At 70.6% G+C, this 15,230-nt stretch carries 13 protein-coding genes; 3 read left to right on the forward strand and 10 right to left on the reverse strand.

Annotation, left to right across the window (positions count from 1 at the left end):
- Positions 1-719: 719 nt before the first annotated feature.
- The 10 genes from tyrS to argC form a co-directional block, all read right to left on the reverse strand.
- Complete coding sequence (gene tyrS, locus ABH920_RS48820) at positions 720-1,982, reverse strand: tyrosine--tRNA ligase (RefSeq protein ID WP_370356586.1); 1,263 nt, start codon at positions 1,980-1,982, stop codon at positions 720-722.
- A gap of 89 nt (positions 1,983-2,071) precedes the next feature.
- On the reverse strand, positions 2,072-2,689 hold the full coding sequence (locus tag ABH920_RS48825; protein WP_370356515.1) for a DNA-3-methyladenine glycosylase: 618 nt from the start codon (positions 2,687-2,689) through the stop codon (positions 2,072-2,074).
- 51 nt (positions 2,690-2,740) lie between these two features.
- Positions 2,741-3,262, reverse strand: coding sequence for a dual specificity protein phosphatase family protein (locus ABH920_RS48830; RefSeq protein WP_370356517.1), 522 nt, complete (start codon positions 3,260-3,262; stop codon positions 2,741-2,743).
- Positions 3,263-3,354: 92 nt separating this feature from the next.
- The gene (gene argH / locus ABH920_RS48835; protein WP_370356519.1) at positions 3,355-4,773 is read right to left on the reverse strand and encodes an argininosuccinate lyase; all 1,419 of its coding nucleotides are present in this window, start codon (positions 4,771-4,773) and stop codon (positions 3,355-3,357) included.
- A gap of 37 nt (positions 4,774-4,810) precedes the next feature.
- On the reverse strand, positions 4,811-5,317 hold the full coding sequence (locus ABH920_RS48840) for an arginine repressor (protein WP_370356521.1): 507 nt from the start codon (positions 5,315-5,317) through the stop codon (positions 4,811-4,813).
- Entirely contained in the window at positions 5,314-6,240 is a 927-nt protein-coding gene (gene argF / locus ABH920_RS48845) for an ornithine carbamoyltransferase (protein ID WP_370356523.1), read from the reverse strand. Before argF ends, ABH920_RS48840 begins: the two co-directional genes overlap by 4 nt.
- A gap of 2 nt (positions 6,241-6,242) precedes the next feature.
- Positions 6,243-7,553, reverse strand: coding sequence for an acetylornithine transaminase (locus ABH920_RS48850; RefSeq protein ID WP_370356525.1), 1,311 nt, complete (start codon positions 7,551-7,553; stop codon positions 6,243-6,245).
- The gene (argB, locus tag ABH920_RS48855) at positions 7,550-8,461 is read right to left on the reverse strand and encodes an acetylglutamate kinase (protein ID WP_370356527.1); all 912 of its coding nucleotides are present in this window, start codon (positions 8,459-8,461) and stop codon (positions 7,550-7,552) included. The genes ABH920_RS48850 and argB overlap by 4 nt, the downstream gene beginning before the upstream one ends.
- Positions 8,458-9,609 (reverse strand): bifunctional glutamate N-acetyltransferase/amino-acid acetyltransferase ArgJ, encoded by a 1,152-nt coding sequence (gene argJ / locus ABH920_RS48860; RefSeq protein ID WP_370356529.1) that lies wholly within the window; start codon positions 9,607-9,609, stop codon positions 8,458-8,460. The genes argB and argJ overlap by 4 nt, the downstream gene beginning before the upstream one ends.
- Before the next feature lie 41 nt (positions 9,610-9,650).
- Positions 9,651-10,679 carry an N-acetyl-gamma-glutamyl-phosphate reductase gene (argC, locus tag ABH920_RS48865; RefSeq protein WP_370356531.1) on the reverse strand — a complete coding sequence of 343 codons (1,029 nt, stop codon included), beginning with the start codon at positions 10,677-10,679 and terminating at the stop codon, positions 9,651-9,653.
- Between the two features lie 246 nt (positions 10,680-10,925).
- Here argC and ABH920_RS48870 point away from each other — a divergent pair, with 246 nt between their 5' ends.
- From ABH920_RS48870 to ABH920_RS48880, 3 genes are all read left to right on the forward strand, one after another.
- Positions 10,926-13,904, forward strand: a complete 2,979-nt coding sequence (locus ABH920_RS48870) for a BTAD domain-containing putative transcriptional regulator (RefSeq protein ID WP_370356533.1) — start codon at positions 10,926-10,928, stop codon at positions 13,902-13,904.
- Positions 13,905-14,200: 296 nt separating this feature from the next.
- The gene (locus ABH920_RS48875) at positions 14,201-14,584 is read left to right on the forward strand and encodes an antibiotic biosynthesis monooxygenase (protein ID WP_370356535.1); all 384 of its coding nucleotides are present in this window, start codon (positions 14,201-14,203) and stop codon (positions 14,582-14,584) included.
- A 23-nt stretch (positions 14,585-14,607) separates the two neighbouring features.
- Positions 14,608-15,189, forward strand: a complete 582-nt coding sequence (locus tag ABH920_RS48880) for a GNAT family N-acetyltransferase (protein WP_370356538.1) — start codon at positions 14,608-14,610, stop codon at positions 15,187-15,189.
- The last annotated feature ends 41 nt before the right edge of the window (positions 15,190-15,230 follow it).

Raw genomic sequence — 15,230 nt, forward strand, 5'->3', positions numbered from 1 at the left:
GCGTTCGTCCTGAGCCAGGATCAAACTCTCCATTGATGATTATCACCAGCCGACCGGAATAAGGTCGGCATGAGGTGTCAGAAGAGTCACCTGGCGGACAGTCGCATACACCCCGACGGGGGTCGGGATGGGCACTGTCAACCATGTGTTCAATGACGCTCGGACCATCGCTCACGAGGAGCGCAGGACCGAGGTCGCATGGCATCACAATTCGTCACACACTGTTGAGTTCTCAAGAAACAGACGCCCGAACCACTCGTCCCGGAACCTTCGTTCCGATCGGCTGCGACCCGGCGTTGTCAGGTCTTGCTGTTTTTCTTTTGTTCTTTCTTGCCTTGCTTCGCTTTAGATCTTAGCAGATCCTCTGCGTTCTTCGCAATTTCAGCTTTCGCTTTATTGCTATTTGCTTTGGGCGGGATTTAATGTCCCGTTCCTCGGCGGTTCCCAGACTGTATCGGACTCCGTGGCCGCCGACCAAATCGGCGGGCTGTCAGAGCCCTGACGACACCCGAAGACGCCGACACGGCACCTGCGTCGCTTCGCTGATCTTCTGACGAAGGTCAGAGCGCCGCACTTGCCGTGGAGGTATGTCGCTTCGAATGGCTACCCGGAGTGATCCCGCGATTGCGTTGATCCTGCCTGGTGGGCAACGTCTACAAACTATACGCTGGGCCGCCGTTCAGGTCAACTCGGACCCGGACGACGGCCGGAACAGCAGGTCAGGCCCCGACCTCGACCGAGCCGAGGGTGCGCTTGCCGCGCCGCAGGACCAGCCAGCGGCCGTGCAGCAGGTCCGCCTCGGCCGGCACTTCGTCCTCGGCCTCGACCTTGCGGTTGTTCACGTACGCGCCGCCCTCGTTGATCGTCCGGCGGCCGGCGCCGCGGCTGGCCACCAGGCCGGTGTCGGCCAGCAGCTGCGCGACCGGGACCAGCTCGGTGACCTTCGTGCCCGGCAGCTCGGCCAGGGCCGCGCGCAAGGTCGGCTCGTCGAGCTCGGCCAGGTCGCCCTGGCCGAACAGCGCCTTGGAGGCCGCGATCACCTGGGCGGTGGCCTCGGCTCCGTGCACCAGCGTCGTGATCTCCTCGGCGAGCGCCTTCTGTGCGGCGCGCATCTGAGGCTTCTCCGTCGTCAGCCGTTCCAGTTCCTCGATCTCCTCGCGGGACCGGAAGCTGAACACCTTCAGGTAGCTGACCACCATTGCGTCTTCGGAGTTCAGGAAGAACTGGTAGAAGGCGTACGGCGTCATCAGCTCTGCAGAGAGCCACACCGTGCCGGACTCTGTCTTGCCGAACTTCGTGCCGTCCGCCTTAAGGAGCAGCGGGGTGGCCAGTGCGTGTACCGAGGCGCCTTCCGCCTTGTGGATCAGGTCGACACCCGCGGTGATGTTGCCCCACTGGTCGCTGCCGCCGGTCTGCAGAACGCAGCCGTACTGCCGGTACAGCTCCAGGTAGTCCATCCCCTGCAGGATCTGGTAGCTGAACTCCGTGTAGCTGATGCCGGCCTCGGAGTTCAGACGCGTACTCACGGCGTCCTTGGACAGCATCTTCCCGACCCGGAAGTGCTTGCCGATGTCCCGCAGGAAGTCGATCGCGGACATCGGCGCCGTCCAGTCGAGGTTGTTCACCACGCGCGCGGCGTTGGGGCCCTCGAAGGAGACGAAGCGGGAGACCTGCTCGCGGATCTTGCCGACCCACTCCGCGACCGTCTCCTTGCTGTTCAGCGTGCGCTCGGAGGTCGGCTTGGGGTCGCCGATCAGTCCGGTCGAGCCGCCGACCAGGATCAGCGGCTTGTGCCCGGCCTCCTGGATGCGCCGGGCGGCGATCATCTGGACCAGGTTGCCGAAGTGCAGGGAGGGCGCGGTGGGGTCGAAGCCCACATAGAAGGTGACCGGCCCGTCGGCGAACGCTTTGCGCAGCGCGTCCTCGTCCGTGGACAGGGCCAGCAGCCCGTGCCACTTCAGGTCATCGACGATGTCGGTCACGGTATCCCTCGCGGTCATCGCTAGTAGGTGATCGGTGTCGTACTCCAGCCTGCCGTATAGGACACCGGTCGTGCGAACGGGTTCAGGACTCAGGACGACGTGGCGGACCGCACTTTGGGCTTGTGCTCCTTATAGGGGCTGACCGTCTTGTCGCCTTCAATCCAGAATCGCCAGGGGATCTCCTTAGCGGACGACACCCCGACGCGGGGACCTGTCGCGACAGTGAAGTCGGCGGATTCCCGCGCGAGGACCGTCAACGGACCGCCGTCGCACAGGTCGCGGCCGTTGTCGTCCCGGCCCAGGTCCAACGCCTTGGTGAGCCGCGCCGGACCTCGCGCCAAGTCGCGGTCAGAGGATCCGACTCGCACAGTCCGCGCCAGATCGGCTCCCTCGACAATCTCCCCGGCACGGATGAGAACCGCCGAGCACTCCCCATCGGGACTACAGACGAAGTTGATGCAGTAATGCATGCCGTAGGTGAAGTAGACGTACAGAAACCCCGGAGGCCCGAACATCACTTCGGTCCGCGGAGTCTTCCCTCTATAGCCGTGCGAAGCAGGGTCCAACGGACCCGCGTACGCCTCCACCTCGGTAATGCGAAGGACACGACGGCCCTCCGCACTGTCCCGAACCAGCAGGCACCCCAGAAGGTCCGGTGCGACGTCCTCAGAAGGGCGCGAGAAGAAGGACCGCGGCACGACAGGCATACAGCGAGTCAACCACGCCGCGCCCACAGCCCTTAGCGGAAACCGGACCCGTCAACCGCTCCACAGCCCCGACAGTTCGGCCGCGAGCCCGAGCCCGGTCTCCAGGTACGCCACAAAGGACTCGTTGCTCAGCGCGGCTGGCGAACGGTACTTCCGGATCATCGCTATAGCGTCCGCCGCCGTATAGCCGCTCTGTATGAGTACCTCTGCGACCACCAACCCAGAGCGGTTCATCCCGGCCCAACACCGCACCAGCACATGCCGCCCCGCGATGTAGTCCGAGGCCGCCGACGCCGCGAACTCCTCGACGTCGCGGATCTGCTGAGCGGTCAGCACGTCGTCGGGTATGCGCAGCACATGGTGCTCCACCCCCGGGGCAGGTCCGTAGCCCTCCTTCTGCGTCAGGCTGTAGACCACATCGAACTGATCGGTGACGATGGCCCTCGTCGAGATCCCGTCGACGGCCGTGTAGACGTGGCCCCCCATCCACAGCCCCGGCGCCACCTCTGACCATGGCTCACGCGGTGAGTCGTCCCCGTACTCGTCGTCGGGATCCCGCCTCTTGGTCCGCAAAGCATCTCCTCCCCTCAACGCAAAGATGCCTAACAGAATGCCGAATGCGTCGCCAACTGGCTACGGTCAGCGACGCATTCGCTGTGAACCAATCAGCGCGCGGCCCACCCCCGCTGCCCAGCGACGTCCGCGACCAGCTCCTCCAGCTGCTCGGCGACCCGCTTCGGCGCCGTGCCGCCCCGGCCGTCGCGCGAGGCCAGCGACCCCTCGACGCTCAGCACCGTCTTCACGTCGGGCGTCAGCAGCGGCGAGATCTCCGCGAGCTGCGCGTCGGTCAGCTCCTCCAGGGTGAGGCCGCGCTCCTCGCAGTACCGCACCGAGCCGCCCGCGACCTCGTGCGCGACCCGGAACGGGACGCCCTGCCGCACCAGCCACTCCGCGACGTCGGTCGCCAGCGAGAATCCCTGCGGCGCCAGCGCCGCCATCCGGTCGCCGTGCACGACCATCGTCGCGATCATCCCGGTGAACGCCGGCAGCAGCACCTCCAGCGTGTCGACCGAGTCGAACACCGGCTCCTTGTCCTCCTGCAGGTCCCGGTTGTAGGCCAGCGGCAGGGCCTTGAGCGTGGCCAGCAGGCCGGTCAGGTTCCCGAGCAGCCGGCCGGACTTGCCGCGCGCCAGCTCGGCGATGTCCGGGTTCTTCTTCTGCGGCATGATCGAGGAGCCGGTGGCGAAGGCGTCGTCCAGGGTCACGAAGGAGAACTCCTTCGTGGTCCACAGGATGATCTCCTCGGCGATCCGGGAGACGTCGATCCCGATCATCGCCGTGACGAACGCGAACTCGGCGAACACGTCGCGCGATGCGGTCCCGTCGATGGAGTTCGCGGCGCTGGCCGAGAAGCCCAGGTCGGCCGCGACGGCCTCGGGGTCCAGCCCGAGCGTCGAGCCGGCCAGCGCGCCGGAGCCGTACGGCGAGACGTCGGCCCGCTTGTCCCAGTCCCGCAGCCGCTCGGCGTCCCGGGACAGCGCCTGCGCGTGCGCCAGGATGTGGTGCGCGAACAGCACCGGCTGCGCGTGCTGCAGGTGGGTGCGGCCGGGCATGGCCACGTCCATGTGCGCCGACGCCTGGTCGATCAGCGCCTGCTCGAGGTCGGCCACCAGGGAGGCGATCTGCCGCGCGTGGTCGCGCAGGAACATCCGGCCCAGCGTGGCGATCTGGTCGTTGCGCGAACGGCCGGCCCGCAGCCGGCCGCCGAGCTCGGCCCCGAGCTTCTCGATCAGGCCGCGCTCCAGCGCGGTGTGGCAGTCCTCGTCGGCGACCGTGGCCACGAACGCCCCGGAGACCACGTCGGCCTCCAGCGCGTCCAGCCCGGCCAGCATCGCGGCCAGGTCCTCGGCGCTGAGCAGGCCGGCGCGGTTCAGGACGCGCGCGTGGGCCCGCGAGCCGGCCAGGTCGTACCGCGCCAGCCGCCAGTCGAAGTGCACCGACGCCGACAGGGCGGCCAGCGCCTCCGACGGTCCGCCGGAGAAGCGGGAGCCCCAAAGCTGCGACTTGGGTGCCGGGTTGCTCATGTTCCTCGCCGTTCCCTCTGAGTAAGTGTGAAAAGAATCAGTTCTCGGCCGCGGCCAGCAGTTTCGCGGCCAGCGCCGCGCCGCCGTCGGGCTCCCGGCTGATCAGCAGCACCGTGTCGTCGCCGGCGATGCTGCCCAGGATCTCCGGGATCGAGGCCTTGTCGAAAGCGCTGGCCATGAACTGCGCGGCCCCCGGCGGCGTGCGCACGACCACCAGGTTCGCCGACGCCTCCGCGCTGACCAGCAGCTCCCCCAGCAGCCGGTGCAGCCGGTGCTCGAACACCGGCTCGGACTGCGCGGCCACCGGCGTGCGGTCGCCGCCCTCGGCCGGGATCGCGTACACCAGGTTCCCGGCACCGTCGCGCACCCGGACCGCGCCGAGCTCGTCGAGGTCCCGCGACAGCGTGGCCTGAGTGACGGACAGGCCGTCCTCGGCCAGCAGCCGGCCCAGCTCGGCCTGGGAGCGCACGGAGTGCCGCTCCAACAGCAGCGCGATCCGCTGGTGGCGCGCGGTGCGGGTCTGCGGGACGGTGGCTTCGCTCATGAGGAGGACTCCAACAGGAAAGCGAGTAGGGCCTTCTGCGCGTGGAGCCTGTTCTCCGCCTCGTCCCACACCACGCTCTGCGGGCCGTCGATCACCGAAGCCGCTATCTCATAGCCCCGATACGCCGGGAGGCAGTGAAGGACTATCGCGTCCGGGGCGCCGAGCGCCAGCGCGGCCTCGTCCAGGGCGTAGGGCTTGAAGACCTCGACGCGCGCCGCCTTCTCGTCCTCCTGGCCCATGGACACCCAGGTGTCGGTGACCAGGACGTCGGCCCCGGCGCAGGCCTCGGCGACGTCGGTGCTCACCGTTACCGAGCCGCCGGTGGCCTCCGCGACGCGCTCGGCGTCGGCGACGATGTCGGGCCGGGGCAGGTACTCCGCGGGTCCGCAGACCCGCACGTGCATGCCGGCGGTGGCGCCGCCGAGCAGGTAGGAGTTCGCCATGTTGTTGGCGGCGTCGCCGAGGTAGGTCATGGTGAGCCCGGCCAGCCGGCCCTTGTGTTCGCGCACCGTCTGCAGGTCGGCGAGGATCTGGCAGGGGTGGAAGTCGTCGGTCAGGGCGTTGACGACCGGCACCGAGGACACCGCGGCCAGCTCCTCGATCCGGGCCTGGCTGAAGGTCCGCCACACGATCGCCGCGACCTGCCGCTCCAGCACCCGCGCGGTGTCGCCGATCTCCTCGCCGCGGCCGAGCTGGCTGCTGCCGGAGTCGATGACCAGCGGGTAGCCGCCGAGCTGGGCGACGCCGACGCTGAAGGAGACGCGGGTACGGGTGGAGGGCTTGTCGAAGATGACGGCGACCGCCCGCGGCCCGGACAGGACCTGGTGGTCCAGCGGGGCCTTCTTGAACGCGATGGCCAGGTCCAGGACCCGCTTCTGTTCGGCGGGGCTCAGGTCGTCGTCGCGGAGGAAGTGGCGGACCATGCTCAGGCGTCCTTCGGGGTGGCGGCGGCGAGCGCCGTGTCGAGGAGGGCGGGAAGCGCGGCCAGGAACTCGTCGGCCTGCGGGGTGGTGAGGATGAGCGGCGGGGCGAGCCGGATGGCGTCGGGGGCCGGGGCGTTGACGATGAAGCCGGCGTCCAGCGCGGCCTTGGCGGCGTCGGCGGAGTACGGGCCGGTCAGCATGATCGCCAGCAGCAGCCCCTCGCCGCGCACCCCGGCCACCGCCGGGTGGTTCAGGGCGTTGATACCGGCGGCCAGGTGCGCGCCGACGGTGCGGACGTTGGCCAGCAGGTCGTCGCGCTCGATGGCGTGCAGCACGGCCAGCCCGGCGGCGCAGGCGACCGGGTTGCCGGCGTAGGTGGAGCCGTGCTGTCCCGGTCCGAGCAGCGTCGCGGCCCGGCCCAGGCCCACGCACGCGCCGATCGGCATGCCGCCGCCGAGGCCCTTGGCGAGCGTGACCAGGTCCGGGACGACGCCGGTGCCGCTGTGCCCGAACCACTTGCCGGTGCGGCCGATGCCGGTCTGGACCTCGTCGAGGATGAGCAGCGCGCCGTGCCTGGCGGTGATCTCGCGCGCCGCCTCCAGGTAGCCGGGGGCGGCGGCGATGACGCCCTTCTCACCCTGGATCGGCTCGACGATGAACGCCGCGGTCTCGTCGTCGATCGCGGCTTCGAGCGCTGCGACGTCGCCGTAGGGCACGAAGCTCACCTCGCCCGGCAGCGGCTCGAACGGCTCGCGGATCGCGGCCTTGCCGGTCAGCGCCAGCGCGCCCATGGTCCGGCCGTGGAACGAGCCCTCGGTGGAGACCATCTTGGTCCGGCCGGTGCGGCGCGCGGCCTTGAACGCGGCCTCGTTCGCCTCGGCGCCGGAGTTGCAGAAGAACACCCGCGCGTCGGTGTCGTTGGCCCGGCCCAGCAGCTCCACGAGCCGCTCGGCCAGCACGATCTGCGGCGCCGAGGCGAAGAAGTTGGAGATGTGGCCGAGGGTGGTCAGCTGCGTGGTGACGGCCTGCACGATCAGCGGGTGCGCGTGTCCGAGCGCGTTGACCGCGATGCCGGCCAGCAGGTCCAGGTAGCGGCGGCCGTCGGCGTCCCAGACGTAGACGCCCTCGCCGCGCACCAGCACCTTCTGCGGCGTGCCGAAGGTGTTCATCAGGGCTCCGCCGTACCGCTCGGTCCAGGCTTCGCCGTATCCGGGTTCGACGACCGGCAGCGCGGTCTCTCCGAACAGCTCGGCGTCCCCGAACAGCTCGGTCTCGCCCACCGGTTCCGGTTCCCGATTCACCACGGCGTTCATGCCGGCACCACCATCGTTCCGATCCCCTCGTCCGTGAAGACCTCCAGTAGCAGCGCGTGCGGCACCCGGCCGTCTAAAACGTGGGCCCGCGGCACTCCGCCGCGCACGGCCCGCAGGCAGGCCTCCATCTTCGGCACCATCCCGGAGGACAGCGTCGGCAGCAGTTCGGCCAGCTCGTCGGCGGACAGCAGGCTGATCACCTCGTCGGAGGCGGGCCAGTCCGCGAACAGGCCCTCGACGTCGGTGAGTACCACCAGCTTCTCCGCCCCCAGCCCGACGGCCAGCGCCGCGGCGGCGGTGTCGGCGTTGACGTTGTAGACCCCGTCGCCGTCGGCGGCGCGGGCGATGGAGGACACGACCGGGATGCGGCCGTCGTCCAGCAGGGCGTTGATGGCGCCGGGGTTGACCGCCTCGACGTCGCCGACCCGGCCGATGTCCACACTCTCGCCGTCGACGACGGCGTGCCGCTTCACCGCCTTCAGCGTGTCGGCGTCCTCCCCGGACAGGCCGACGGCGAACGGGCCCAGGGTGTTGATCAGGCCGACGATGTCGCGCTGCACCTGGCCGGTGAGCACCATGCGGACCACGTCCATGGTCTCGTCGGTGGTGACCCGCAGGCCGCCGGCGAAGCGGTGCTCGATGCCGAGCTTGTCCAGCTGGGCGTTGATCTGCGGGCCGCCGCCGTGCACGACGACCGGCCGCAGGCCGGCGTAGCGCAGGAAGACGATGTCCTTGGCGAAGGCGGCCTGCAGCTCCTCGTCGATCATGGCGTTGCCGCCGAACTTCACCACGACGGTCTTGCCGTGCAGGGCCGACAGCCACGGCAGGGCCTCGGTGAGGATGCCGGCCTTGGCCAGGGCCTCGTGCCGGCGCGCGCCGCCGGCCGCGATCGACTGGACGGTGCTCACGAGGAGTACGCCGAGTTCTCGTGGACGTAGCCGGGGGTCAGGTCGTTGGTCCAGACGGTCGCGCCGGAGGTGCCGGCGGCCAGGTCGACGGTGACCTTGACCTCGCGGCCGGTGAGGTCGACCAGGTCGCGGTCCTCGCCGACACCGCCGTCGCGGCAGACCCAGACGCCGTTGATGGCCACGGACAGCTGGTCCGGCTCGAACGCCGCGTCGGTGGTACCGACGGCGGAGAGCACCCGGCCCCAGTTCGGGTCGTTGCCGTACATCGCGCACTTGAACAGGTTGCTGCGGGTGACGGCCTTGGCGACCTGGACCGCGTCGTCCTCGGTGGCGGCCCGCACGACCTCGACGGCGATGTCCTTGGTGGCGCCCTCGGCGTCGCCGACGAGCTGGCGTGCCAGGTCCGCGCACACGGAGGTGACGGCGGCCTGGAACTCGGCGAGGTCCGGGACGGTCTCGGAGGCACCGGAGGCAAGCAGCAGGACCGTGTCGTTGGTGGACATGCAGCCGTCGGAGTCGACACGGTCGAAGGTGACCTTCGTGGCGGCGCGCAGGACCGTGTCGAGCACGGCGGCGTCGGCCACGGCGTCGGTGGTGACGACCACGAGCATGGTGGCCAGCCCCGGCGCGAGCATGCCGGCGCCCTTGGCCATCCCGCCGACGACGTAGCCGCTGCCATGCGCCTCGGCGGTCTTGGCGACGGTGTCGGTGGTCATGATGGCTGTCGCGGCGGCCGGCCCGCCGTCAGCGGCGAGCGCGTCGGTCGCGGTCTTGAGCCCGGGCAGCAGCGCGTCCATCGGGAGCCGGACGCCGATCAGGCCGGTGGAGCACACGGCGATCTCGGCGGCCGAGGCGTCGAGCAGCGCGGCGGCCTCCTCGGCGGTCTTGTGCGTGTCCTGGAAGCCGGCCGGGCCGGTGCAGGCGTTCGCGCCGCCGGAGTTCAGGACGACGGCCTTGACCGCGCCGCCCTTGAGGACCTGCTCGGACCACACGACCGGGGCGGCCTTCACGCGGTTGGAGGTGAAGACGCCGGCGGCGGCGGTCGCCGGGCCGTCGTTGACGACCAGGGCCAGGTCCGGGTTTCCGGAGGCCTTGATCCCGGCGGCGATGCCCGCGGCTCGGAAGCCCTTCGCGGAGGTGACGCTCACTGTTCAGCTCCCCTGTATCTCTGTAGTTGTGGTGGTCGGGTTCACGGTGCGATCCCGACGGTGCTCAGACCGGCGGCCTCCGGCAGGCCCAGTGCGAGGTTCGCGCACTGCAGGGCACCGCCGGCCGTGCCCTTGGTGAGGTTGTCGATGGCGCCGATGACGACGGCGCGCCCGGCGGCCTCGTCGACCGCGACCTGGAGCTGCACGGCGTTCGATCCAAGGACGGCGGCGGTGGTCGGCAGCTGCCCCTCGGGCAGCACGATCACGAACGGCTCGTCGTCGTAGGCCTTCAGGTAGGCCTCCCGCAGCTGGTCGGCGCCGACGCCCGGTTTCACCTTCGCGGTGCAGGTGGCCAGGATGCCGCGGGGCATCGGGACCAGCACCGGCGTGAAGGACACCGTCACCGGCTCCCCGGCGAGCGCGCCGAGGTTCTGCGCGATCTCCGGCGTGTGCCGGTGCACGCCGGCGATGTTGTACGCGGCGGTGTTCCCCATGATCTCCGAGCCGAGCAGGTTCGGCTTCAGGGACTTGCCGGCGCCGGAGGTCCCAGTAGCAGCGACCACGACCACGTCCGGCTCGACCAGGCCGGCGGCCACGGCCGGCGCCAGCGCCAGCGAGGAGACGGTCGGGAAGCAGCCGGGCACGGCGACGCGCTTGGCGCCGGCGAGCGCGGCGCGCGCTCCGGGCAGCTCGGGCAGGCCGTAGGGCCAGGTCCCGGCGTGCGCGGAGCCGTAGAACTTCTCCCACGCCGCGGCGTCGGAGAGCCGGTAGTCGGCGCCGCAGTCGACGATCACGGTGTCCGGTCCCAGCGCCTCGGCGATGGCGGCGGACTGTCCGTGCGGCAGCGCGAGGAAGACGACGTCATGCCCGGCCAGCGCCTCGGCGGTGGTGTCGGCGACGACGCGGTCGGCCAGCGGCGCCAGGTGCGGCTGGTGCTCGCCGAGCCGGGAGCCGGCGCTCGCGCCGGCGGTGAGTGCGCCGATCTGGAAGTCGGGGTGCCCGAGGAGGAGCCGGAGCAGCTCGCCCCCCGCGTAGCCGGTCGCCCCGGCCACCGCTGCCGTGTAGGTCATGTGCATGAGAATACGGAATACGGAAACTGTATGCAAAGCGCGTCTCGTCAACCGGACATCCGCGGCTCCCGTGGGCACGTCTTGATGATTGCCGGGGAAGGCATCGCACGACCAGCCTTCGGGAGATGCCTCCGGCACGCTCCGGCACTACGCCGATCGGGGGACACAGCCGCCTTCCCGGGTTCTAGTATCGAGAATTTCCTGAGAATTGCCCGCACGATACCGCGTCCAATACTGTCCGGTTCCATGTCAGGCACACGGTTCGGCGTCCTCGGTCCCCTGCTGGTCGAAGATCCTTCCGGACCGCGTCCCGTCGCGGCGCCCCGGCAGCGTGCCATCTTGGCCGCACTGCTGCTCACCGCGCCGCGCGCCGTCGCCGCCGCCGACCTGGCCGACCAGGTCTGGAACCTGGAGCCGCCCGCCGGCGCAGCCGGCACGCTGCACAGCTACCTCAGCCGGCTGCGGGGCGCACTGGGTCCGCTCGGGGACCGGGTACGGACGCACAGCTCCGGGTACACCGTCGAGCTGCACGCCGGGGAGCTGGACATCGACGTGTTCCGCGACCTTCGGGACCGTGCTCGGACGGCGACGGCGCACGGCGACCTGGAGACCGCGAGCGCCACATATACCTCGGCGCTCGCACTGTGGCGGGGCGCGCCGCTGGCAGACGTGCCGGGCGGGCCGTGGCGCGACGACGCCGTACGGTACTGGGACGAGCAGGAGCTGCTGACCCGCGAGGAGCTGTTCGAGGTCGAGCTCCGACTCGGACGCACGACGGCGGTCATCCCCCAACTACGGGTCCTGGTGGGCGAGAACCCGTTCCGGGAGCGTCCGGCCGCGCTGCTGCTCGGCGCACTGGCCGCGGACGGCAGGCGGGCCGAGGCCCTGGCCGAGTACCAGCGGGTACGACGGGTGCTGGTCGAGGAGGCCGGGATCGAGCCCGGCGAGCAGCTGAAGGCCGCCTTCCTGGAGATCCTGCGCGAGGACGACGACCGTCCGGCCGCCCCGCGGCTGCTACCCGCCGACCTCCCCGACTTCACCGGCCGTACCGACCAGCTGGCCGCCGTCGCCGAGGTGCTGACCGGGGCCGAGCCCGGCGATCCGGCGCCGGTCGTGGTGGTGACGGGACCCGGCGGCATCGGCAAGACGTCATTCGCAGTACGGCTCGGACAACGGCTGCGTGCGGAGTTCCCGGACGGGCAGGTGTTCGTCCGCCTCGGCGGCCTGCGCGCGCCACGGCGACCGGCCGAGCTCGTGTCGGAGGTACTACGAGCGCTGGGAGTGACGGAGTTCCCCGGTGACGCGGACAAGCGCACGGCGCTGCTGCGCAACACGCTGGCCGACCGCAGGGTCCTCCTGGTCCTGGACGACGCGACCGACTCGGCGCAGATCCGCCGGCTACTGCCGGCCAGCGCACCGGCCGCGGTGATCGTCACGAGCCGCCGACGACTGCCGGGACTGGCCGGACAGCTGCCGGTGGAGTTAGGACGGCTGCCGACCGACCAGGCGGTGGCGATGCTGGGACGGATCATCGGCGACGACCGCGCCGAGGCCGAACCGGCGGCACTTCGGCGGCTGGCCGAGGCATGCGGCGGGCTGCCGATCGCGCTGCGCATCTGCGGGGCACGCCTGGCGCAGCGGCGGGGGCGGAGTGTCGCGTCGCTGGTGGCTCGGTTGGAGGCTGTGGGGCAGCGGTTGGCGGGGATCGATGCGCTGGGTGATGGGGCTCAGCCTGCCCGTTCCGGTCCTAGCTCTAGCACTAGCTCCGACAGTGGCACGGGCACTAGCTCCGGCTCTGGCGCGGAAGCGGGCTCGGGCTCCGGCCCTAGCGCTAGCACTAGCTCCGGCAGTGGCACTGGCACTGGCACTGAGCAGCCTGTGGCGGAAGCGAAGCGCGCCACAGCCGTCGCCGCAGCCGAGCGCACCGCTCTTCGCGGGCCCTTGGAAGAGAGCTACCTCGCCCTGAACTACGGCGCCGCCGGCCGCGACGTCGACCTGGCCCGCGCCTTCCGCCTGCTGAGCCTGATCGGCGGCGAGCGCTTCAGCCTGCCGGCGGCTGCGGCGGTGCTCGGTGTCGACGAGTTCGATGCCGACTCGGCGGTGGAGCACCTGGTGCAGGTCTCGCTGCTGGAGCCGGCCGCGCCGGAGCGGTTCGCGTTCCATCCGCTGATCCAGGAGCTGGCGCGCGGGCACGCGGTGGCGTCCGACAGTGGTGCGGCGCGCGACGAGGCTGTGGGCCGCTGGACGTCGTGGTGCCTGGCCGGTGCGGCGGCCGCGGACCGGTTGTTCGACCCGAACCGGCCGCGGTTGGCGTGGGAGGCGTGGATTCCGGACGCCGATCCGGCGCCGTTCGCGGGGCTGCCGGAGGCCGGTGACTGGTTCGACCGCGAGTCGGCCGGGCTGCTCGAGGCCGCCGCCGCTGCCGCCGCGCAGGGCGACCATGCCACGGCCGCCGCGTTGCCGCTGGTGCTGCTGCACGGCTTCCGGATCCGGGGCCGTGTGGAAGAACTCGAAGAACCGCTGCGGGCCGGCGTCGAGGCGGCGATCAAGCTCGGCGAGCCGGAGGTGGCCGGCGTGCAGTTGAACAGCCTGGCCATCGTCTACGGCGCGCTCGGGCGGTTCGACGAGGCGATCGCGACGTTCGGCGAGGCGGTTCCGCACTACGAGTCGGCGGGGCTCGTCGAGCGCGTGGCGCAGGCGCGGATCAACGCGGCCATCACGGTCGCGCAGAGCGGTCGGCCCGGGGAGGCCGCCGAACGGCTGCGGGACTCGCTGGCCGAGCTGGACGCGCTGCCGGCGACGCCGCTGCTGTCCAGTCTTCAGGTGTCGGTAATGCTCGCGCTGACCGAGGCGCTGCGGGACTCCGGCCATCCCGAGGAGGCGCTGGAGCTGTACCCGCGGCTGCTCGCGGCGGCCGAGACGGTCGGGGACACGCCGCGGCTGGCCATCGCGTGGGGGAACCTGGGGAAGCTGCACGCGAAGAACGGCCGGGGTGAGGAAGCCATCCCCTGCATCGACAAGGCGCTGGAGCTCCATCGTTCGATCGGCAACCGTGACGGCGAGGGGTACGCGTTGTGGGCGCTTGGCGAGGCGTGCGCTTCGCTGGGGCAGGGCGATCGTGCTCGGGGTGCGTGGTCCGAGGCTCGCGAGATCTTTTTGGCGTTGGGACGTCAGGGTTATGCGGCCGACCTCGCAGAGTTGATCGCCGGAGCGGACGCGGTCTGAGCCTCCACCGGGGCCTGAGCTCGCCGCCGGCACTCCAGTTCGGCCGGCCCCCTCCGACCGGCCGACCAGGTGTGTACGACGCACGAGCGCGGTCTGCCCACCGCCCCACGACGGGCAGACCGCGTGCTCGGGCCCCCCGGGTCCGTCCGGCCCCCGATGCGGATCCGACGGAACCCCTCCCCTGCCAGGTCCCTTGCGGTGTTCCCTGGTTGACACCAATTCTGGGCGGGCGTGCTTGCGTTTGGCTTGCGCGGCGAGTGCGCGGCGCAAGACCATGGAGGAGAGGGGATGCCATCATGATCATCAGAGTGTGGCGCGGGTGGACCACGCCGGAGAACGCCGACGCGTACGAGGCGCTGCTGCGCGAGGAGATCACCGGCGAGTCGGTGAACGGGGAGCAGACGCCGGGGATGCTCGGGATCGACGTGCTGCGGCACGATCCCGATGCGACCGATGCCACCGATGACGGCGGTGCCGACTCCGGTTCCCCCGAGGTCGAGTTCAGCACGATCATGTACTTCTTCGACTGGGACGCGGTCCGCGCCTTCGCCGGCGACGACGCCTTCGCCGCGGTCGTCCCGGACGCCGACCGTGCCCTGCTGACCCGTTGGGACGAACGGTCGCGGCATTATGACCTGCTGTCACGAAACGGACAGTGGAAAACACTTGCGGACGGGTGAACGCGCCGCAAAGATCACGACGTATGACCGAAGCCGCTGAACCCGCTGGACCCCCGAAGGCCCTCGCCCCGGGTGTCGTCCCGCCGGAGACCGTCGACCTCGACGGCTACCACCTCCGGCGCCCCGCCCTGGACGACACCGACGCACTCCACGAGGCCGTCAAAGCCAGCTTCACCGAGCTGCACCCGTGGATGCCGTGGTGCACGGAGCCGGTGGAAAGCGTGCAACAGCGGGAGTTCATCGAGCGCTCGGAGACCGGCTGGGCGGCGGGCACGACCTTCAACTGGCTGATCATGGACGCCGGCGGCGACCTGATCGGCACCATCGGCCTGATGGACCGGATCGGCCCCGGCGGCCTGGAGATCGGCTACTGGCTGCGCTCCGACGCCACCGGCCGCGGCGTGATGACGCGCGCCACGGCCCGCGTCACGGACATAGCCCTCGCCCTGCCGGGGATCGAGCGCGTCGAGATCCACTGCGACGCGGCGAACGTGCGCAGCGCCGCGGTGCCCCGCCGGCTCGGATACCGGCTGGACCGGGAGACGCAGAACGAGCCGACGGCTCCCGGGGAGTCGGGGCTGAGTCAGTACTGGATCACGCCCTGAACGGAACTTCCCCTTGAACGGGATCACACCTTGAACGGGAT

The sequence above is a fragment of the Catenulispora sp. EB89 genome, from assembly GCF_041261445.1.
GTDB lineage: Bacteria > Actinomycetota > Actinomycetes > Streptomycetales > Catenulisporaceae > Catenulispora.